The following is a 21,642-nucleotide window of genomic DNA, read 5'->3' on the forward strand; positions in this document are numbered from 1 at the left end:
TTCGTCTGAATTATTTAATTTTAAATAATGTAATTTCAAATTATTTTAAATTACATTACATTAAAATAAATAAAATAACCAAGGAGGAAAGCATGGTAATAACAGTGGCGACGGATAAGGGTGGTAGCGGAAAAACAACAATCGCTATAAATCTCGCAGCTATGCTCGCTCTGAGTGGTGATAATGTCCTAGTCATCGACGCCGACCCGCAGGCATCATGTAGTGTATTTGGAAATATTCGAAGTGAAGCTGGCATAGAGCCGATTTTTTCGCTCATCTCAAAAACTGGACCGAGTCTTGGAGATGAGATCAAGCGTTTAAAAAAACTTTACGATGCTATCGTCATTGACACAGGTGGACGTGATTCTGTTGAGACGAGAAAAGCACTTCTTGGATCGGATATAGTAATTATACCCGTAGTGCCATCTCAACTCGATATTGCAGTTTTTGAGTCAATGATTCGTAGATTTGAAGAAGCAAAAGATTTCAATGAATCGCTTCAAGCAATAGTGGTGGTATCTAAAGCTGCTCCAAATCCATTTTTGGACAAAGAGGTGAAGCTTGCTCGTGAATTTGTGCTTGCGCTAGAAAAAGATGGAATTTTTCTCTCAAGAGGGACGCTCTTTGAGCGTCAAATATACAAAAAGGCGATTTTTGAAGGAATGTCGATCAGCGAGATGCCCGATGGGGCGAAGGCATCATCGGACTTTGGGATTTTTTTTGAAGATGTTCTGACATTAGGACAAAGTTTAATTAAGGGTAGATAACATGGGTTTCAAATCAATGCAAAAAAAAGACTATAGCGAATCTCCAAAAACTGCTGATGATTTTGTCTCAAGTGCAACAGGTGAAACTGCTTTGAGCGAGATCAAAAAAAGCAAGAAAAAACTTGTGACGGTTTATCTCTCGCTTGAGATCATTGATCGTCTCAATCTTTTTGTTGAAACGGAAGCAAAACGTTCAGAATCGAAAAGTGTCATTGTTGAGAAAGCTCTAGAGATGTTTCTTGAAAGTCGTCTCTCTAAATAGAGAGAGATTTTTTTCAAAAAATCTTTTTTAGGTTTTGTATTGTCTTTTATATGCTCCCTAACAAATTCCTAAAACTTTCCTAACAGGCTTTTTTGTCCGTAAAAAAGGGCATGAACAAATTCCTAAAACTTTCCTAACAGGCTCCTGTCAAATAATATTCTACTTTCTCGATGGAGATTGGGAGTGAAAAAAAAGGGGGGATGGTCACCTAAATGGTCACCTAAAGATGAAGAAAAAGCGGGAAAAAGCGTTAATCATAGGCGCTTCATCCCTTGTATTTGCGTATATTTTGAAAATACGACCCCCCTCATAAGCCGGAGGTCGAGAGTTCAAGTCTCTCTCTTGACACCACCTTCAAAACCCCCATAAAATCGAACTTTTAATCTTTTTAATAAAGACTAGAAAACTACAACTGTACCCCTCCCCAAAAACTAGACCGAATATGAGTTGATAACTTCTGCTAAAATAATTGCAGGAGTTAGGAATGAAGAAGAGTAGATTTACAGAGAGCCAAATTGTGGGCATTTTAAATGAAGTAGAAGCTGGGATGAGAGTTTCTGATGTGTGTCGTAAACATGGTGTTAGTAATCAAACCTTTTATGTGTAGAAAAGTAAGTATGGAGGTATGAGCGTCTCGGACATAAAACGTCTCAAAGAGCTAGAGAATGAGAACGCTAAGCTTAAAAAGATGTTTGCAGATATGGCACTTGAAAATCACGCACTAAAGGATCTTTTAGAAAAAAAGCTCTAACGCCTGACGGTAAACGAGAAGCTGTAGAGCATCTTCATAAAGAACATGAGTATACTGCCACCATTTGTCAAGACAACTTTTTGAGAATTCATCTTCCAGCCTCTAGCCTTTAATTTAAGCAACGTTTTTCAACCCTTCTAGATAAACATTCATGGGCTTTTGATAATTTAGTGCTGAATGAAATCTATTGTGATTGTAAAAATTGATATATCTTGAAACCTTAAATCTGAGATCTGAAATAGAGCTATACTCATTGATATAGATTTCATCATATTTTAAAGTCCTAAAAAATCTCTCAATGGCAATATTATCAATGGATCTGCCTTTACCGTTCATAGAGATTTGAATGTTGTGTTTCTTGAGAAGTTCTGTATGTTCATGGCTGGTATATTGGCTACCTTGGTCGGAGTTGAATATTACAGGAATGTCATATTTTTCAATGGCTTCTTTTAAAACATCTGTTACAAGAGATGTATCCATAGTTGTTGATATTTTCCATGAGAGTATCGTTTTACTGTGCCAATCAATAATGGCGCACAAATACACGAAACCACCCTTGATTGGGATATAGGTAATATCTCCACTCCAAACCTGATTGGCTCTGTTAATTTCAAGCTCTCGTAGTAGATATGGATAGATTTTATGTTTATAGTTTTTAATGGATGTGTGTCGTTTCTTTTTTGGAAAGATTGCCTGTATCCCCATAGTGTTCATTAGCTTATTGACTTTATTTACACCAATTGAAAATCCATCTTCCAAAAGCTGCCTATGCATAAACCGATAGCCATAGGTTGAGGATATATCAGTATATATCTCATCTATCCTTTTCATGATTTTTAAATCATTGTCTGATATGGGTTTAGGTTCATAATAAAGGGTTGAGCGATTTAAATCTATTATTTCACATTGTCTTGCCATGGAGAGATTCTTTAGCTTGGGTGTGACAAGATCTTTTTTATTTGATAAGCCCAAGCTCTTTAGCTTTCCCACTGCCCAATCCCTCTCTATGGTTGTTTTTCCTAATTTCTTTGCTAGAGCATCATTCTCTGTTTTTAGCTCTTCTATCTCATCTTTATAGGCTTTAGTAGCCGAACCTACATCAAATACTAGTGATGCATTCTCTAAAAACTGCTTTTTCCAATCAATGAGACTTTTTGGTGTAATCTCATATTTACTGGCAATCTGTGCTACAGTCTCTTCGCCACCTAGTAATTCTAAGACAACTCTAGTTTTAAATTCTGCACTATAGCTTTTTCTTTTTCTACTCATTTTTTCCTCTCCTAAATCTTTAGAAAATTCTACCATTTAGGAAGATAAACCTTTCAATTTATTGTCTTGAATTTTAGTGGCAGTATAAGCTTTTTTATAACTATTTTTCCATGGGCGTAGATTTGCCCGATTCTTTATCGAACAGACATCAAGCTTCGGTTCATAGAGCCAAAGAGATATTGCTCTCAAACATTGCCTCTCCTCTTTCAATCAAGGAAATTGCTTATAAAGCTGCAGTGAATGAGTGTGATTTAAAGAAGGAATTTAAAAAGCATTTTGGAACAACTATGCACACTATGCTTCAGGAATATAGACTAGATATAGCCAAAGAGTTGCTTGTTCGTGGCGACTTAAGCGTTGCAGAGGTGGCGAAGCGAGTAGGATACTCCAGCCTCAGCCACTTTGGAAAAATTTTTCATGAACGCTTTGGACTCCTGCCAAGGGAACTAAAGAGGGGTTAACCTAAAACTTTTGCCTAATTTTTAATCAAAGCACTCTTGGTTGGAGCGGAGAGCTTGCGCTACAATCTCCTCATAACATGTCATGAGGCTGAAAAGCCTCGAGATACGCGAACAGATGGCTAGGGTTCCGATGATCGCTTGATCATGCTGGTCCGAGAGCTATCGGCCTCTTGAGTAGAGGTTACACGGAGGGATAAAAGCCCGGGAGGTTTTCAACCTCTTGGCGTGTTTACCCTTATCTACTCAAGGAGCCTTACATGAAGACCCTCTTGCAAACGACCCTCAAACTACTGGTTGCCTCCTCATTGGTTCTTGGAATGACTGCTTCAACTCTCATGGCGGAGACAAAGAGCAAGTTTCAGGTCGCATGGACGATTTATGTCGGCTGGATGCCTTGGGATTATGCTGCGCAAAGCGGGATTCTCGACAAATGGGCAAAAAAGTATGGCATCGAGATCGAGATGGTGCAGGTCAACGACTATGTCGAATCAATTAACCAATACACCGCGGGCAAATTTGATGGGTGCGTCATGACCAATATGGATGCGCTCACGATTCCTGCGGCTGGAGGTGTTAATTCTACGGCGCTCATCGCAGGTGATTTTTCTAATGGAAATGATGGAATCATCCTCAAAGGAAAAAAGAGACTCTCAGAGATCAAAGGTCAAAAGGTCAACCTGATGGAGCTCTCAGTCTCTCACTACCTTTTGGCGAGAGGGTTAGAGAGTGTGGGGCTTAGCGAGCGTGATGTGAGCGTGGTGAACACCTCGGATGCGGATATTGTAGCGGCCTATTCCACCAAAGAGGTGAGCGCGCTTGTGACATGGAATCCTCAGCTTAGCGAGGTCAAAAGCATGAAAGGGGCGAATCTCGTCTTTGATTCTTCTCAGATTCCCGGTGAGATCATTGACCTTATGGTGCTCAACACTCAAACCCTCAAAGAGAATCCAAATCTAGGCAAGGCGCTCACTGGGGCGTGGTTTGAAGTGCTAGCTCTCATGAAAAAGGGCGATTTGACTGCCTTGAGCGCAATGGCCAAGGCCTCAGGAACCGATCTAGCAGGGTATAAAAAACAGCTTGAGTCAACCAAGATGTTTTATGAAGCGAGCGAGGCGGTGAAGTTCATCACGAGCGCGGAGCTTCCTGAGACGATGAAGAAGGTGAGCGAGTTCTCCTTTGAGCATGGAATCTTGGGCGAGGGCGCCTCTAGTGCTGCATTTGTTGGCATGGAGTTTCCCGGAGGCAAAAGCTTTGGCGACCCCAAGAATCTCAAACTTCGATTCATTGACACCTATGTGAAAATGGCCGCCGAAGGGAAACTGTAAGGTTTCTGCATGAAGAGGCTGATGAACCAAAAGCCCTCTAGGGCGGCGGCGATCTTTTGGGGGTTACTCCCCTTTTTATTGCTCACTCTCTTTTATTTTGTTGCCTCCGAGGCTCGGTTGGCAGAGAATCCTAACGACAAGCTGCTCCCCTCTGCGGGCAGCTTTGCCTCTGCGATGGATCGCATGGCATTCACGCCAAGCCCACGCACAGGAGAGATTCTTTTTGTGGTGGACACGGCTGCTTCGCTAGAGCGTCTAGGGCTTGGGGTGATCATCAGTGTGCTTTTGGGGCTGCTCATTGGGGTTCCTTTGGGGCTCATCCCCTATCTTAGAGCGGGCCTCTCCCCTTTTGTGGCGGCTTTTTCGATGGTGCCGCCGATGGCCATATTGCCGATTCTCTTTATTATTTTTGGCATGGGCGAGCTCTCAAAGGTGGCGCTCATTGTCATTGGAGTGACACCGCTTATTGCGAGAGATATGCAGCAAAGAGTCCAAGAGCTTCCCCTAGAACAGCTCATCAAAGCCCAAACACTAGGGGGTTCGACTTGGAATATCGCCCTTAGGGTGGTTTTGCCTCAAGTCTTCCCTAGGCTCTTGGATGCGGTACGCTTGACGCTGGGGACGGCGTGGATATTCCTTATCTCAGCCGAAGCGATCGCCTCATCAGAGGGACTTGGCTATCGGATATTTTTGGTGCGGCGCTATCTTTCGATGGATGTGATTTTGCCCTATGTGGTGTGGATCACGCTTTTGGCTTTTGCGCTAGATTTTTCTATCAAACGGCTCACCTACGCACTTTTTCCTTGGTATAAAGCGGGAAGGGAGGAATCGTGAGTCTCATCACCCTTAAAAATCTTTGGAAGAGCTATGGCGATCATGTGATTTTGGAGAATCTCTCTCTTGAAATCAAAGAGGGCGAATTTTGCACGCTTGTGGGGCCTTCTGGTTGTGGAAAGAGCACCTTTTTGAGGATGCTTTTGGGGCAGGAGAGTCCTACGAGGGGGCTTTTTCTCTTTGAGGGCGCGCCTTTTCCTCAAGAGCCAAGTCCTGAGCGAGGAATCGTCTTTCAGCGCTACTCAGTTTTCCCCCATCTCAATGTCCTAGAGAATGTGATGTTGGGAATCGAGCTCAAAGAATCGCCCTTTTTAGGGAGGCTTTTTGGCGCTAAAAGGAGGGAGGCTAAGGCACGCGCTTTGGAGATGTTAGAGGCGGTGGGCTTGAGCGATTCGGCACAGAAGTATCCTAGCGAGCTCTCTGGTGGGATGCAGCAGCGTCTCTCTATTGCTCAATCGCTGATTAAGCACCCCAAATTGTTGCTTTTGGATGAGCCTTTTGGGGCGCTTGATCCCGGAATTAGAGCGGATATGCATGAGTTAATCTTGAAACTTTGGAAGAAAAACTCTCTCACTATCGTGATGGTGACGCATGATTTGCATGAGGGATTTTATCTGGGGACGAGGCTTTTGGTGTTTGGCAAAGTGCGCCAAGACCCGCATGCACCGCATGCTTTTGGCTCTTGCATCACCTATGATATTCCTGTGAATAGGGACAAAAAGGAGAAGAAATGAATACGATTGATCCATCTAGGATTCTTTTGCAAGAGATTCTCCCCGGGGGGGCGAGATGGTCTAAGATTATCCATCGGGGGAGCAAGATTCGTCTGATTACGCCTGAGGGCAAAGGTTCGCTCTCAGCGCTTTTTTACAATGCGGACAACACCGCTGAGCGCTACAACTCAGCGGACACGATGAAAATCCAATGGAATGCCTTCCTTGGCAAGGGCAAGGTGCTCTTTTCAGAGCAGGGAAGAATCCTCTTCTCCATCACCGAGGATACAACGGGAGGGATGTTTGATGCGCTTTGTGGCATGAGCCACCCCAAGCTTTTAGAGGAGCGCTTTGGGAAGGGCGATTTTGAGGCGCTTCGCAATGGCTATTACAAGAGCGATCGAGAAAATTTCCTCGTGGAGCTCGGTAAATACGGCATGGGCAAGCGCGATATCATGCCCTGCCTCAATCTCTTTCGCCAAGTGGAGGTCAAAGAGGGGAGCCGTCTCTCTCTATCTCCCAAGCTCCCAAGTGCGGGAAGTTATATTGAGCTGAGGGCGGAGATGAATATCCTTTTAGTGCTCTCTAATACCCCTCACGTGCTTGATGAGGGGCGCTATGCTCCGAGTCCTATTGAACTTTTGATCTACAAGGCGGAGCCTTTGGGTGAAGATGATTATTGCCTCAACAGTGGCCCTGAAGCTAGGCGAGGTTTTGAAAACAATGCACGATATTTTGCCTAGGAGGATGGGATGAGAGAAGCCAAAAACGCAATCCATCAAGAGAGAGTTGCCGCGGGGATTCCTTGGTATCGAGTGGTCAAAAAAGGAGAGGTGATTCGCATCATTGATCTTTTGGGATGTCAAGCAGTGGATACGCTTTTTTATAATGCGCACAATCACGAAGAGCGCTATAGTGCGCCTGATACGATTAGAGAGCAGGGAAGTATCTTTATCACCAAGGGAACGAAGCTCTACTCTAGCGAAGGAAATGTGATGCTGGAGGTACTGGAGGATACCTGCGGGAATCATGACACCTTGGGAGGTCACTGTAGCGCTGAGAGCAACACAGTGCGCTTTGGACATGACAAAAAATATATGCACAGCTGCCGTGATAACTATCTCTTTGCCATAGGCGAGCTAGAGATGAATCCTAGGGATTTGACCAATAATATTAACTTTTTCATGAATGTGCCCGTAGAGGAGAATGGCCACCTTGCGATCGTGGATGGCATCTCCAAGGCGGGCGATTATGTTGAGATGGAGGCCAAAATGGACACGCTAGTGCTCATCTCCAACTGCCCCCAGCTCAACAACCCTTGCAATGGCTTCAATCCAACTCCTATTGAGATTCTCATCTGGGAGGCTTGAGCCTTTAAGAAATGGCCCCTAGGACGACCTAGAGGGTGACTTCACCGATGATGGGACGACCCAAATCCAAACCCCAAAGAGGAACCACTATGTTTCAAAAGGTTTTGATTGCCAATCGTGGCGAGATTGCCTGCCGCATCATACGCACACTTCAACACCTCCAAATCGCTTCTGTGGCGATCTATACGGACGCTGATGCCGATTCTTTGCATGTGGATTTGGCGGATGAGGCCTATTGTATTGGAGAATCTCTTGTGAGTGAGAGTTATCTTCAAGGGGCAAAAATCTTAGAGATTGCCAAGCGAAGCGGAGCGGAAGCGATTCATCCCGGATATGGATTTTTGAGTGAAAATGCCGCCTTTGCCAGAGCTTGCGAGAGAGAGGGAATCGTCTTTATCGGACCTAGACCCGAACAGATGGAATCCTTTGGGCTCAAACACACCGCCAGAGAGCTGGCGATTCAAAGCGGAGTGCCACTGCTTCCGGGGTCGGGGCTTTTGAGTGATCTCTTGGAGGCCAAGAGTGAAGCCAAGCGTATCGGTTACCCTGTGATGCTCAAAAGTACTGCTGGGGGCGGAGGCATCGGAATGCAGCTCTGCTCCAATGAGCAAGAGCTAGAAGAATCGTTCCTCACGGTGAAGCGGTTGAGCGAGAATCACTTCGCCAATAGCGGAGTTTTTTTGGAAAAATATGTGAGCACGGCACACCATATTGAGGTGCAGGTTTTTGGAGATAGGAAGGGAAAAGTGACGATTCTAGGGGATCGGGACTGTTCGCTTCAGCGCCGAAACCAAAAAGTGGTCGAGGAGACTCCTGCGCCTCACCTAAGCCAAGAGTGCCGAGAATCGCTCTATGCGTGCGCCAAGAAGCTCATGGAGAGTGTCTCTTATCTCTCGGCGGGCACGGTAGAGTTCATCTACGATCCTCTAGAACAAAAGTTCTACTTTTTGGAGGTGAACACTCGATTGCAGGTGGAGCATGGAATCACCGAAGAGGTGAGTGGGGTGGATTTGGTGGAGTGGATGGTGCATCAAGCCTATGGACTAGACCCCTCTAGTCCAATCACTCCCCAAGGTCACGCAATCGAGGTGCGCCTTTATGCCGAAGACCCCGCGAAAAACTTCCAGCCAAGCTCAGGGCTTTTAAGTGAAGTTCGATTCCCCAAAGGGGTGCGATGTGACACTTTCGTGCGAACGGGGGTGGAGGTCTCTCCCTATTATGACCCTATGATTGCCAAGCTCATTGTCAAAGGAGAGAGTCGAGAGGAAGCGATAGAGAAGCTCTCCCAAGCCCTTCAAGAGACCAAAGTGGAAGGAATCGTGACCAACTTGGACTACCTTCTTGGTGTCACCCAGTCGGAGACTTTTTTGAAAGGGGCGCAGAGCACGAGATTCTTGAATGATTTTGTCGTGGAGGGGAGGGGGATTGATATCCTCTCTCCGGGAGCCCAAACGAGTGTACAAGATTATCCGGGTCGTGAAGGGTATTGGGATGTGGGAGTGCCTCCCTCGGGGGCTTTTGATTCTTTGAGTTTTCGCTACGCCAATGCGCTGGTAGGGAATCATCTAGAGGCGGCAGGCTTGGAGATGGTGATGAGCGGGCCAACACTACGATTCAACCAAGAGGCGATCATAGCGCTATGCGGAGCGGAGATTCAAGCCGAGCTTGAGGGGCAGATCGTGCCGATGAATAAGGCCATGTTGATTCCCAAAGGAGCCACGCTCAAGCTCAAAAAAATCCAAGGCGCAGGGCTGCGTGCCTATTTGGCAATTCGCGGGGGGATTGATGTGCCTCTCTATCTAGGGAGTCGTTCCACCTTCACCTTGGGGCGTTTTGGAGGCCATGCGGGAAGGAATCTTGTCGCAGGAGATCGGCTCAAGGTGGCTAGCATGATGCAGGGGGAGGCGAGGTTTGAGGTTTGTGCTCCCATGCGCCCTTGGGGCGAACTCTGGGAGATTGGCGTGCTCTATGGTCCTCATGGGGCGCCTGATTTTTTCACCAATAAAGATATAGAGCGATTCTTTGAGGCGGAGTGGGAGGTGCATTTCAATTCCAACCGCACAGGTGTGCGCCTCATTGGCCCTAAGCCTGATTGGGCGAGGAGAGATGGGGGCGAGGCGGGCTTGCATCCCTCTAATATTCACGACAATGCCTACGCCATTGGGGCGGTCGATTTCACGGGGGATATGCCTGTGATTTTGGGGCCTGATGGGCCAAGCCTTGGAGGGTTTGTCTGCCCTGTGAGTGTGGTGAGTGCGGAGTGGTGGAAGATTGGACAGCTCAAAGCAGGGGATAGAGTGAGATTCATCCCTATTGCCCATGAGGATGCCCTAGCGATGCTTGATGCGCAAGAGGAGGCGATCCAAAATCTCGCTCCTTATGATGAGCGCCCCTTTTTGAGGGCTCTTGCGCCCACCACGCCTAGACTCTATGAGGAGGAGGGCGAAGGGGAGCTCCCTGCGCTTGTGGTGCGCCAAAGCGGAGACGCCTATCTTTTGGTGGAGTATGGAGAGATGACGCTGGATATTGCGCGGAGATTTCGTGTGCATCTGCTCATGGAGGCGCTCCAAAAGAGTCAGATTCAAGGAATCATCGATATCACTCCGGGAATTCGCTCGCTCCAAATTCACTTCAATCCCAAAATCTGCGACCGAGGAGAGCTCATTGAGCGGCTCAAGAGGATTGAGCGCAATCTCCCCTCAGCTGATGAGATGGAAGTCCCCTCTCGAACGCTCTATCTGCCGCTCTCATGGGATGACCCTGCCACTAAAGCAGCGATAGAGAAGTATATGACCACCGTGCGACCCGATGCGCCTTGGTGTCCGAGCAATATTGAATTTATTCGCCGAATCAATGGACTATCGAGTATAGAAGAGGTGAAGCGAATCGTCTTTGAGGCGAGCTATCTTGTGATGGGCTTAGGAGATGTCTATTTGGGCGCTCCTGTGGCGACTCCGCTAGACCCTAGGCATCGACTCATCACCACCAAGTACAATCCAGCGCGCACTTGGACACCCGAAAATGCCGTGGGAATCGGGGGAGCGTATATGTGCGTCTATGGGATGGAGGGGCCGGGGGGCTATCAGTTTGTTGGGCGAACAGTGCAAATGTGGAATCGCTACCCTAAAGAGGGTGATTTTGTCGAGGGCAAACCTTGGCTTTTGCGCTTTTTTGATCAGATTCGATTCTATGAGGTGAGCGCTGAGGAGCTTTTGCGTTTGAGGGAGGAGTTTCCTAGGGGGCGCGTGAAGCTTAGAGTTGAGGAGGGGAGTTTTAGCCTTAGGGCGTATCAAGCGTTTTTGTGTGAACATCAAAGCTCCATCGAGGCATTCAAGCGCACCCAGCAGAGCGCCTTTGAAGAGGAGCGGCTCATGTGGGAGCGCACGGGCTTGGCTAATTTCAACGCCCAAGGAGAGGCGCTGGAGTCAGAGAGTCAAGAATCGCTAGATCTTCCTCAAGGGGTTGTCCAAGTGGAATCCCCATTGCAGGGGAATCTATGGAAGATTCTTGTCCAAGAGGGCGAGAGGGTGAGCGAGGGGCAGGTGGTGATGATCTCTGAATCAATGAAGATGGAGATTCCTATCGAGGCGAGCGAGAGTGGCACAGTGGTCAAAGTGCTTGTGAAAGAGGGAGAGAATCTCCATGCAGGCAAGGGGCTTTTGCTCCTTGAAGTTGAGAATTCAAAGGCATAAATATGGAATCAAGAGCGGCTGTGGGTGTGCTTTTTGGGGCTTCGATTCTTTGGGGGCTCTCTTGGATGCCTCTTAAGTATCTCTATTCGCTAGGGATTGGCGGATTGACTCTTGGGGTGGGGGCTTATGGAATTTTGACTCTGCTCTTTGGCGCAAGCCTCTATGGCGCGCGACCCTTTTTGAGCTCTTGGGTGAAGCCTCTCCTTTGTGTGGCGTTTCTTGGAGGGGGCGCAAATCTCGCCTTCTCTTACGCGCTCATTCATGGCGAGGTGATTCGCGTGATGGCGCTCTTTTATCTCTTGCCCTTGTGGGGCGTGCTAGGGGGGAAGATATTCCTTGGCGAGCGCGTGGATGGATGGAGAATCTTGGGTGCCTTTTTGGCGCTTGTAGGGGCGTTTTGGGTGGTGGGAGGCACCAAAGTGTTTGAGGGGGAATTCTCCTTTATTGACCTTATTGCTCTCCTCTCTGGCGTTCTATTTGCGGGGAACAATATCGCCTTTAGAGGATTAGAGGTGGTGAGTCTTAGGGCAAAGCTTGGGGCGATGTTTGGTGGATGTTTTGCGCTTTCGTTCTTTTTGCTGCTCCTTGGAGTGGAGCCATTTCCTTATGAGATTCCTTGGGAATCGTGGGGATTTTTGGCGCTTTATGCGCTCTTTTGGCTTCTGCTTGCCAATCTTGGCTCGCAGTGGGGCGTGACTCAGATGGAGGCGGGGCGCTCTTCAATCATCATCATTACAGAGCTTATTGTGGCGACCCTCTCCGCAGCGATTTGGCTAGGGGAGCGACTCCAGTCATGGGAGCTAATTGGAGGAATTTGCATTGTGACAAGCGCTTTGATGGAAGCGTTTAGGAGCCAAGAAACGCCAAAAAAAGGAGAAAATCGATGAGGATCAAATCACTGCTTCAAGCTTACAAAGAGGGGCGAACAACCCCCAGGGAGGTGATGAGAGAGGTGCGGGAGCGCATTAGAGCGCATGAGGAGAATCCTCTCTTTATCCATCTTTTGAGCGAGGCGGAGCTAGAGCCCTATTTGAGCGCTCTAGAGCGGAGTGAAGCAAAGAATCTCCCGCTTTTTGGGATTCCTTTTGCCATCAAGGATAACATCGATTTAGCGGGGATTCCCACTACAGCCGCTTGTCCTAAATATGCCTATGTGCCAGAGCGCTCCGCTTTTGTCGTGCAGAGGCTCATTGAAGCGGGGGCGATTCCTGTGGGTAAAAGCAATCTTGATCAATTCGCCACGGGTCTTGTGGGGACGCGTTCTCCTTATGGAGCGTGCCGCAATAGCATCGACCCAGAGTATATTTCAGGGGGCTCTAGCTCAGGAAGTGCAGTGAGTGTGGCGCTAGAGATGGTGAGTTTTTCGCTTGGGACGGATACGGCGGGCTCAGGTCGAGTGCCTGCTGCGCTCAATGCGATCTTGGGCTTGAAGCCCACCAAGGGTTGGCTTAGCACCCTAGGAGTAGTCCCCGCTTGTCGAAGTCTGGATTGCGTCTCTATTTTTGCCAAAGAGGGCGAAGAGGTGAGAATGATTCTTGAGGTGGCGGGGGTTTATGATGAGAGCGATCCTTATGCTAGAGAAGAGCGCTCTGTCGCTCCGCTTGCCCTAAATCCCAAAATCGCCGTGCCGCTTAAGGCTCAGAGAGAGTTTTTGGGTGATAGCGAGTATGAGCGCCTCTTTGAAGAGGCGATTGAGCGCTTTAGGGCGCTTGGGGCGAGGGTGGAGGAGGTGGATATCTCGCCTTTGATTTTGGCGGCAAAACTCCTTTATGAGGGGCCTTGGGTGAGTGAGCGCTATGTGGCGATCCAAGAGTTTTTAGAGAATCAACCTGAGGCGCTTTTGGAGGTGACTAGAGGAATCATCCAAGGCGGAGCCTCTAAGAGTGCAGCGGACTACTTCAAGGCAGAGTATCGCCTCATGGAGTGCAAGCGTGAAGCCCAAAAGAGGCTTCAAGGGTTTGATTTTTCTCTATTGCCCACGATTCCTCGACCCTACACGATCAAAGAGGTGGAAGCCGATCCGGTGCGACTTAATAGCCATTTAGGGCACTACACTAATTTTATGAATCTGCTCGATTTGGCGGCCTATGCGATTCCTGCGGGGTTTCGTCAAGATGGGATTCCTTTTGGAATCACGCTCTTTAGCGAGCCCTTTAGTGAGTCAAGACTGATAGAGGCAGGTGAATATTTTTTGAAAGGAGTGAGATGAAAAAGATAGAGATTGCCGTTTGCGGTGCACACATGAGGGGCTTGCCGCTCAATCACCAGCTTCTAGCGTTGGGCGGGGAGTTTCTTAGGGAGGCCAAAACCCTAGCGACCTATCGACTCTATGTAGTTCCTCATAAAGAGCCTGCTAGACCGGGTTTGGTGCGAGATGGTTCAAGCAAGGGGGAGATCGAGCTTGAGGTGTGGGCGTTGCCGATAGAGAATTTCGGAGCTTTCATGACTCAAATCGCTTCACCCCTTTGTCTGGGGACGCTTTGGCTAGAGGGAGGCGAGAGGGTTTGTGGATTTTTGTGTGAGAGCGAAGGGGTGAAGGGAGCTCAAGAGATCACCTCTTTTGGAGGCTGGCGGCACTACCTCGCTTCACTTTAAGACTCTTTTTAGCCCATTCAAACTAATATATGAACAACAATTCATATATTCATACGAAGGAGTTTTGGAATGGGCGAAGATCGTTGCGATTGCAACACGGTGCACTTTGGGATTGTCGCAGAGGTGAGGCGAAAAATGCCTCTAGAAGAGCAGCTCTATGATTTGGCGGAGCTTTTTAAGGTGTTTGGCGACACCACAAGAGTGAAGATTCTCTCAGCACTCTTTGAATCGGAGCTATGCGTTTGCGACATCGCCGATCTGCTTGGCATGACTCAGTCGGCCATCTCTCACCAACTCCGTGTCCTCCGACAAGCTAGGCTTGTCAAACCCCGCAAAGAAGGCAAAGTCGTCTTCTATTCTCTAGATGATGAACACATCAAAAATATCTTTGACCAAGGCATGGAGCACATTTTGGAGCGACAAGGGGGCGAATATGGAGAAGCTTGAAGGCGCTCGATTCTGCCTTGAGGGGCTCAACTGCGCCCACTGCGCGGGGAAGATTGAAGAAGAGATTGGAACGCTCTCTGGCGTGAAGAGCGCACGAGTCGATTTTGCCCAACAGAGATTAGTGCTAGAGACGCTAGAGGGCGAAGGGGAGCGAATCTTTGAGGAGGCAAAGCGCCTCATCAAAGAGATTGAGCCTCATGTCACGCTGCTTAAACAGGAGGAGGCAGGGCATGGACGAGAGGGAGAGCTTGCCCTCAAAGAGGCACTGAAATCCCCTCGATTCCTTCTTTTTGCTCTAGGGAGCCTCTTTTTTGCTCTTGCGGTGTTTCCCAAGGCAGACCCTTCATGGGATGTTTGGATCTATCTGGTGGCCTATGGACTTATCGGGGGCGAGATTCTCCTGTTGGCGTTTAGGAACATCTTGCGGGGTCAGGTTTTTGATGAGAATTTTTTGATGAGTCTTGCCACCATCGGGGCGTTTGCCATCGGGGAGTATCCTGAGGGGGTGGCGGTGATGTTCTTCTATCGCATCGGCGAATTCTTCCAAGATTTGGCGGTGGAGCGCTCTCGTAAATCAATCACCTCTTTGATGGGAATCCGCCCTGAGTTTGCTCGCCTCAAAGAGGGTGAGGAGCTCTTGGAGGTTGAGCCCGCTTCCGTTTTAGTGGGAAGCACGATCTTGGTGCGCCCTGGGGAGCGCGTGCCCCTAGATGGAGTGATCCTCCTAGGGAATTCCACGCTTGACCTCTCCGCACTCACAGGAGAATCGCTCCCTAAAGAGGTGAGCGCAGGCGATGAGATTCTCTCAGGTGCAATCAATAAAACAGGGGTTTTGGAGGTGCGCACCACAAAGAGTTTTGGCGAATCAACCGTGGCAAAGATACTTGATCTCGTTCAAAACGCTAGTGCCAAAAAGGCTAAGACGGAGCAATTCATCACGAAATTTGCCCGCTACTATACGCCTTTTGTGGTGATTTCGGCAGTTTTGTTGGCCTTTTTGCCTCCTTTGTTGATTGAAGGGGCGCTTTTGGAGGAGTGGTTTAGGCGTTCGCTCGTTTTCCTCGTCGTCTCTTGCCCTTGCGCGCTGGTCGTCTCCATCCCTCTCACCTTTTTTGCAGGAATCGGAGGGGCATCCAAAGCAGGAATCCTCATCAAGGGGGGTAACTTCCTTGAGGCGCTTCATGAGGTGGATACAGTGGTGTTTGACAAGACGGGTACCCTCACGAAAGGTTTCTTTGAGGTCGCTGAGACAGTAGCCATGGAGGGCTTCTCCAAAGAGGAGGTGCTCGCTCTTGCCTCCAGCGTGGAATCTCACTCCAATCACCCTATCGCCCTCTCTATCAAGCGAGCCTCGCAAGCGAGCCAAAAGGTCGAAGTGAGCGACTATCAAGAGCTCTCTGGCTATGGCGTGAGCGCCAAAGTGGAGGGGAGAATCGTGTTGGCAGGGAATGCGAAGCTCATGAAAGAGCAAGGGGTGAGTATCCCTTCGGGGATGAGTGATGAGACGCTTGTCTATGTGGCCTTGGAGGGGCGATTGGCGGGTTATTTGATTCTTCGTGATGAGATCAAACCCGAAGCCGCTAGCCTCATTGAGCGCCTCAAAAATCTAGGAATCAAGCAGCTTGTCATGCTCACGGGTGACAAAAAAGAGAGCGCGCAAAAGGTCGCCCAAGCCATTGGGATCACCTCTTTTGAGGCCGAACTTCTCCCTCATGAGAAAGTGGAGCGCTTCGAGGCTCTCTTGGGCGCGCGTGCCACGCAAGGCAAAAGCGTCTTTGTGGGGGATGGAATCAATGATGCGCCCGTGTTGGCGCTAAGCGATGTGGGGATTGCCATGGGGGGCGTAGGATCGGATGCGGCGATTGAGGCGGCAGATGTGGTGATCATGAATGATGAGATTGGCAAGGTTGCCACCGCCATTGCCATCGCTCAAAAGACGCACACGATTGTTTGGCAGAACATCATTTTTGCTCTTGGGGTCAAAGGAGCGATTCTTATCATGGGTGCCTTTGGGGTGGCAACCATGTGGGAAGCGGTCTTTGGAGATGTGGGCGTGGCGCTGATTGCAGTGCTCAATGCCACTAGAGTGATGAACCTCAAAGAATCTTAATCACTTCTATCTGCTCCAAATCCCTTGTTTCAGGGGTTTGGACGCGCTTTTAATTCCTGCCCTATTTTTCATCACACCCCCCTCTTGACATTCTCAGAGCTTTTCTTTAGAATCCGTTATATTTAAAAATATATAACGATACAAGGCTTTGGTTTTTGGGAAAGAAAACGGCAATAGCAGGGATGGGGATTTTGTTGATTCTCGTGGCTCTAGGAGCTCTTTGGATAGGGCAATATCCTTTTTCGATAGAGGAGTATATTGCTGCTTTAAAGAGTCTTGTGGGACTTGAGTCTGGCATAGAAGAGGGTAGAGTAAGGGCTGTGGGGAATATCCTGTGGGATATTCGTCTGCCAAGAATCTTGGCGGCGATTCTAGTTGGTGCCTCTTTGGCGGTTGCTGGAGCGGCTTTTCAAGGGCTTTTTGTCAACCCTCTTGTCTCTCCTGGAATCTTGGGTGTACTTCAGGGGGCCTCTTTTGGGGCGGGACTTGGGATGCTCTTTTCTAAGCCCACGATCATAATTCAATTGAGTGCTTTTGCTTTCGGCTTTTTGGCGGTGCTCTTAGCCCTTTTTATATCGAGAGTCTATGGGAAAAATCGTTCCATTTTAATGCTGGTCCTGGGTGGCATGATCAGCTCGTCATTTTTTGGAGCGCTCCTATCGCTGATCAAATATGTGGCTGACCCTAATAACGCCCTTCCCGCAATTGTTTATTGGCTGATGGGCTCTTTGGCGTCTGTGCAATTAGAGGGGGTCGGGGCGGTCTCGATTCCTATGGGGATTTCTATTTTGATGCTCGTAGGGCTTGGAAAACACCTCAATCTTATGAGCCTAGGAGAAGAGGAGGCCTTGGCGATGGGGGTGGAGGTGAAGAGAATTCGCTTGGTGGTGATTTTTCTGGGGACTCTTTTAGGCTCTTTGAGCGTCATGCTCTCGGGAGTGATTGGTTGGGTTGGGTTGGTAATTCCCCATATTGCAAGACTTTTGATCGGGGCGGATCATACCTATTTAATTCCCTTTTGTGCACTTTTGGGTGGCGTTTTTCTTTTGGTGGTTGATTCGGTAGCGCGAGTTGCAACAAGTGTAGAGATTCCTCTTGGAATATTGACGGCTTTAGTGGGAATTCCTGTTTTTCTTGGGGTGCTTCATCGCTCCTTCAAAAAGGCTTAGAGATGTTGTGTGTCAAAGAGGTCGCGGGGGGTTATGGGGCGAGAGATATCCTCTCTGGCTTGAGTTTTACACTTGAAGCGGGGAGGGTCGTCTCTATTTTGGGGGCTAATGGCAGCGGAAAGAGCACTCTTTTGAAGATGATCATTGGAGCGTTGCCCTATCGCGGAGAGATTTTTTTAGGGGGTAGAGAGGCCAAGACTCTGAGAGCCTCTAAACGAGCAGAATTAGTCGCTTACGTACCTCAAAGTTACCTGATTCCTTTTGAGTTTAGCGTTTTGGAAGTGGTTCTCATGGGAAGATTTAGAGAATCGCCCTTTGGATTTGGCTACTCCAAAGAGGATAGGCGAATCGCCTTGGAGGCGCTAGAGAGAATTGGTGCGCAAACCTTAATCCCTCGCGTATATAGAGAGTTGAGCGGCGGAGAGAGACAATTGGTGCTTTTAGCACAGGCCTTGGCTCAAAATAGCTCCATGATATTGATGGATGAACCCGTCACAGGTTTAGATTTTGGAAATCAGAGGCGGTTGCTTTCGCTCATGGGGGAGCTGGCTGGAGAGGGAAAGAGCATCATTCAGACCACGCACTATCCCGATCATGCGCTCGAAGTTTCCCATCAAGTGATCTGGATAGAGAAGGGAGAAATTTTGGCACAAGGATCCCCTAGGGAGACGATCACGCCCCAGCGAATTTATCAAGTTTATGGCGTGGAGACGGAGCTTGTGAATCATCCCAGGGGAGGAGATAGATTGGTAACCCCTTCGATTCGTTTTGAGCGAGAGGGTATAGCATGAGGGTTTGGCTGGCAATTTGGTTTTGGCTTTTGGTGGGAAGTCTTTGGGCAAATGAAACAATGGTGGATATGGCAGGAAGAGAGGTGGAGATTCCTCTGGAAGTCTCTAAGGCCTTCGCCGCCTCTCCTCCGATGATGACGCTTCTTTATATTCTCGCCCCCGAAAAGATGATGGGGGTGAACTACTCTTTTTCGGAGCAAGAGAAGCGCTTCATGAGGAGAGAGGTTCAAAATCTCCCTGTTTTGGGGGGATTTTTTGGCGGAGGAAATCAGGCTAATCTTGAAAAAATCATCTCCCTTCGCCCCGATGTGGTTTTTGCATGGGATTTGGCATTGGGAAATATGAAGGGTTTTGAGGAGCGCTTGAATGCGTTTGGGATTCCTGTGATTTATTTACGCCAAAACACACTCAAGGACAGCCTTGAGGCGGTGGAGGTGATGGGTCGTTTTTTACACAAGGAGGATCGTGCCCATCAGCTTATTGCCTATGGGGAAGAGTCTCTCTCTAGGGTTGAGAAGAGCGTGGAGTCACTTGGGGACACCCCTAAAAAGAGGGTCTATTTTGCCCAAGGGGAAGATGGGCTCTATACAGAGTGTGACATTGATGCCCAGTCAGAGGTGATTGCTCTAGCGGGAGGGGTGAATGTTCATCATTGTCCCAAAGGTTCGAGGGGGAAACGAGAGCGAATCTCTATGGAGAAACTCTATCTTTATGACCCTGATGTGATTTTTGTCCGTGAGAGGCCATTTTTTGAAAGTCTAAAAAGCAATCGATCATGGCAAAAACTTCGAGCTTACAGGGAGGGGAAGGTCTATTTGGATGCCGCATCACCTTTTAGTTGGCTGAGTCGGCCCCCCTCTTTTATGCGTTTATGGGGAGTGCTTTGGGTGCATCATCGCCTCTATCCAGATCATTTGGAGATGGATGAGGTGAGCGAAGTGGCGCGATTTTATCGACTCTTTTTGGGCATAGAGCTAAGTGAAGAGGATTCTAGAAAATTATTAAAAGGAGAATGAGTTGAAGAATAGTATCGTTTTGTGGGGATCACTAGGGTTGGCTTCAGTTTTGATGGCGGATTCTTCAGTGTATGAATTGGGGCGTGTGGAGATAAACGAGAAGAGTGATATCTCTAAAAACCCAAGCCTAGAGATTGTGACCCAGGAGACCATCAGAGAGACAGAGGCCAAGAGCGTCGTGGACGCGCTCCAAAGCGTGCCAGGAATCTATACGGATTATGCAGGAGCGAGGGGTGAAACTAAGGTTCGTCTAAGAGGCTTCTCTAGCACGCGAGTTCCCCTCTATATTGATGGAATCCCTATCTATGTTCCTTATGATCACAATATCGACCTAGGACGTTTCAAAACTTATGATATTGGGGAGATTGACGTCTCTAAGGGCTATGTTTCTCCCATGTATGGAGCCAACACGATGGGAGGTGCGATCAACTTGGTCACGAGAAGGCCCACTAAAGAGTTTGAAGGAGAGGTGGGAGCAGGAATTTTTAGTGGCAAGGGACAGGAGCAATATCTCACGCTTGGCACCAAGCAAGAGCTTTTTTATGGTCTCATTTCTGCCTCTAATGTTCAAAGAGACTACTATAAGCTTTCGGGTGACTACGAGGAGGCAGGGCATCAGCAGGGAAAGAAGCGATCTAATTCCGAATCTAAGGATCAAAAAGTCAATCTTAAGGTCGGATACACTCCCAATGATACGGATGAATACTCGTTCAACTATATTGTCCAACGAGGCGAAAAAGAGCAGCCTTGGTTTGCAATGGAGAGACGAAAAAACAGCGATGGCAGCTGGAAAGATGGTTCGGGAATGTATAACCGTAACTGGGATTGGGCGGATTGGGATAAGACCAGCTACTACTTGATCACCAAGACGGCAATCAAGGAGCATTATCTAAAAACAAGATGGTATTACGATACTTTCTATAACAAGATTTTCTTTAGAGGCACGCCCGGCTCCCCTACTCAAAACATCATCACTGAGACCTCTGAATACGATGATAATACTTTTGGCGGGATGGTTGAGGGGGATTTGCAATTGGCCAAAGGGCATCTCTTGAAACTGTTCGTTTCCCAGAAATACGATAATCACAAGGACAAAAATTATGTGGATTCTTCTAATACTCGCTATGCTGACTTGAAAGATGAAGGCAAGACCACCTCGTTGGGCGCTGAATACTCATGGCTTATGAGTGACCAATGGACATGGACTCTTGGGGGGAGCTACGACAAAAATGAAGTGACTAAAGCAGAATATCGAAACAGCGCTGGCACGCAGATACTAGGTGAGTTTCCAAAGTATGAGACGAATGCCTTCAATCCTCAGACGATTCTCTCTTATAAGGCCAAAGAGGGGTTGACCTTTTATGGTAGCATCTCCAAGAAGAGCAATATGCCCACACTCAAAGATCGATATTCGTCAAAGTTTGGAGATTATGTTTTAAATCCTGGATTAGACTCAGAGCGTTCCACTACCTATGAGCTCGGCTCTAATTGGGCGGTCAATGAAAATCACTACGCCAAAACAGCACTCTTTTTAACCAAGACCAAAGACTATATCGCCTCCTATTCGGGCGTTTCTAATAGCGATTCGACTCTTGGATGCGTGGGGGCGAACTGCAAACAGATGCAAAACTTTGACCAAGAAGAGCATAAGGGGGTTGAATTGACACTCGATTCTTATTGGAGTGATCAATTCAAGAGCACTTTGTCGTATGTCTATATCGATGCATCAATCGAAGATAGCCAAACCAAAGATGCCAAATACACAACCGACACTCCTGATCACACTCTTTATGCGAGTGTGACCTACTCACCATTTTATTCAATTAATATTACTCCTGTTGTAAGATATGAGAGTGAGCGCTATTTGAGCGTTGATGGAAGCGATAAGAGCACTCCCCACACGCTTGTGGATCTTCGAGTTGCCTATCGTCCCGTGAAGTCATTTGAGGTCGCTGCGGGAGTGAAGAATATGTTTGATAAGAATTACTACATCAGCTATGGCTACCCCCAAGAGGGAAGGAATTATTATCTCAACGTGAGATACTCATTTTGATCGATTAAAAAAGGAAC

19 protein-coding genes, 1 pseudogene and 1 riboswitch are annotated in these 21,642 nt (G+C 47.9%); of the genes and pseudogenes, 19 read left to right on the forward strand and 1 reads right to left on the reverse strand.

From position 1 onward, the window contains the following. Positions 1-92: 92 nt before the first annotated feature. From WS_RS05315 to WS_RS05325, 3 genes and pseudogenes are all read left to right on the forward strand, one after another. Positions 93-767: a ParA family protein gene (locus WS_RS05315; protein WP_011138990.1), complete on the forward strand. Its 675-nt coding sequence runs from the start codon at positions 93-95 to the stop codon at positions 765-767. 1 nt (position 768) lies between these two features. Next, complete coding sequence (locus tag WS_RS05320; protein ID WP_011138991.1) at positions 769-1,029, forward strand: hypothetical protein; 261 nt, start codon at positions 769-771, stop codon at positions 1,027-1,029. 484 nt (positions 1,030-1,513) lie between these two features. Beyond that, positions 1,514-1,827, forward strand: a pseudogene (locus tag WS_RS05325) (transposase); the annotation flags it as partial. A gap of 67 nt (positions 1,828-1,894) precedes the next feature. Here WS_RS05325 and WS_RS05330 read toward each other — a convergent pair. After that, positions 1,895-3,085, reverse strand: coding sequence for an IS3-like element IS1302 family transposase (locus tag WS_RS05330; protein ID WP_011138235.1), 1,191 nt, complete (start codon positions 3,083-3,085; stop codon positions 1,895-1,897). A 143-nt stretch (positions 3,086-3,228) separates the two neighbouring features. On the opposite strand from WS_RS05330, the gene WS_RS05335 reads away from it, so the two are divergent. From WS_RS05335 to WS_RS05405, 16 genes are all read left to right on the forward strand, one after another. Continuing rightward, complete coding sequence (locus WS_RS05335; protein WP_049770657.1) at positions 3,229-3,510, forward strand: helix-turn-helix domain-containing protein; 282 nt, start codon at positions 3,229-3,231, stop codon at positions 3,508-3,510. 108 nt (positions 3,511-3,618) lie between these two features. Continuing rightward, a riboswitch (guanidine-I (ykkC/yxkD leader) is annotated at positions 3,619-3,720 on the forward strand. 47 nt (positions 3,721-3,767) lie between these two features. Next, positions 3,768-4,835, forward strand: coding sequence for a putative urea ABC transporter substrate-binding protein (locus tag WS_RS05340; protein ID WP_011138993.1), 1,068 nt, complete (start codon positions 3,768-3,770; stop codon positions 4,833-4,835). Positions 4,836-4,844: 9 nt separating this feature from the next. Then, on the forward strand, positions 4,845-5,669 hold the full coding sequence (locus WS_RS05345) for an ABC transporter permease (protein WP_041571795.1): 825 nt from the start codon (positions 4,845-4,847) through the stop codon (positions 5,667-5,669). Further along, the gene (locus WS_RS05350) at positions 5,666-6,403 is read left to right on the forward strand and encodes an ABC transporter ATP-binding protein (RefSeq protein ID WP_011138995.1); all 738 of its coding nucleotides are present in this window, start codon (positions 5,666-5,668) and stop codon (positions 6,401-6,403) included. Before WS_RS05345 ends, WS_RS05350 begins: the two co-directional genes overlap by 4 nt. After that, the gene (locus WS_RS05355; protein ID WP_011138996.1) at positions 6,400-7,125 is read left to right on the forward strand and encodes an urea amidolyase associated protein UAAP1; all 726 of its coding nucleotides are present in this window, start codon (positions 6,400-6,402) and stop codon (positions 7,123-7,125) included. Before WS_RS05350 ends, WS_RS05355 begins: the two co-directional genes overlap by 4 nt. 9 nt (positions 7,126-7,134) lie before the next feature. Next, the gene (locus WS_RS05360; protein WP_011138997.1) at positions 7,135-7,752 is read left to right on the forward strand and encodes an urea amidolyase associated protein UAAP2; all 618 of its coding nucleotides are present in this window, start codon (positions 7,135-7,137) and stop codon (positions 7,750-7,752) included. Between the two features lie 89 nt (positions 7,753-7,841). Then, positions 7,842-11,444: an urea carboxylase gene (gene uca, locus WS_RS05365; RefSeq protein WP_011138998.1), complete on the forward strand. Its 3,603-nt coding sequence runs from the start codon at positions 7,842-7,844 to the stop codon at positions 11,442-11,444. Between the two features lie 2 nt (positions 11,445-11,446). Continuing rightward, positions 11,447-12,331, forward strand: coding sequence for a DMT family transporter (locus WS_RS05370; RefSeq protein ID WP_011138999.1), 885 nt, complete (start codon positions 11,447-11,449; stop codon positions 12,329-12,331). Continuing rightward, complete coding sequence (gene atzF / locus WS_RS05375) at positions 12,328-13,653, forward strand: allophanate hydrolase (RefSeq protein WP_049770658.1); 1,326 nt, start codon at positions 12,328-12,330, stop codon at positions 13,651-13,653. The genes WS_RS05370 and atzF overlap by 4 nt, the downstream gene beginning before the upstream one ends. Continuing rightward, a complete protein-coding gene (locus WS_RS11080; RefSeq protein WP_011139001.1) occupies positions 13,650-14,039 on the forward strand; it encodes an allophanate hydrolase-related protein in 390 nt (129 codons plus the stop codon). Before atzF ends, WS_RS11080 begins: the two co-directional genes overlap by 4 nt. Positions 14,040-14,108: 69 nt before the next feature. Beyond that, positions 14,109-14,486 carry an ArsR/SmtB family transcription factor gene (locus tag WS_RS05380; protein ID WP_011139002.1) on the forward strand — a complete coding sequence of 126 codons (378 nt, stop codon included), beginning with the start codon at positions 14,109-14,111 and terminating at the stop codon, positions 14,484-14,486. Then, on the forward strand, positions 14,473-16,596 hold the full coding sequence (locus tag WS_RS05385) for a heavy metal translocating P-type ATPase (RefSeq protein WP_011139003.1): 2,124 nt from the start codon (positions 14,473-14,475) through the stop codon (positions 16,594-16,596). The genes WS_RS05380 and WS_RS05385 overlap by 14 nt, the downstream gene beginning before the upstream one ends. A gap of 155 nt (positions 16,597-16,751) precedes the next feature. Further along, a complete protein-coding gene (locus WS_RS05390) occupies positions 16,752-17,765 on the forward strand; it encodes a FecCD family ABC transporter permease (RefSeq protein WP_011139004.1) in 1,014 nt (337 codons plus the stop codon). A 2-nt stretch (positions 17,766-17,767) separates the two neighbouring features. Next, a complete protein-coding gene (locus WS_RS05395) occupies positions 17,768-18,556 on the forward strand; it encodes an ABC transporter ATP-binding protein (RefSeq protein ID WP_011139005.1) in 789 nt (262 codons plus the stop codon). Then, the gene (locus WS_RS05400; protein WP_011139006.1) at positions 18,553-19,572 is read left to right on the forward strand and encodes an iron ABC transporter substrate-binding protein; all 1,020 of its coding nucleotides are present in this window, start codon (positions 18,553-18,555) and stop codon (positions 19,570-19,572) included. The genes WS_RS05395 and WS_RS05400 overlap by 4 nt, the downstream gene beginning before the upstream one ends. Position 19,573: 1 nt before the next feature. Then, positions 19,574-21,625: a TonB-dependent receptor gene (locus WS_RS05405; protein ID WP_011139007.1), complete on the forward strand. Its 2,052-nt coding sequence runs from the start codon at positions 19,574-19,576 to the stop codon at positions 21,623-21,625. Positions 21,626-21,642: the final 17 nt, after the last annotated feature.

The organism is Wolinella succinogenes DSM 1740, from assembly GCF_000196135.1.
Lineage (GTDB): Bacteria > Campylobacterota > Campylobacteria > Campylobacterales > Helicobacteraceae > Wolinella > Wolinella succinogenes.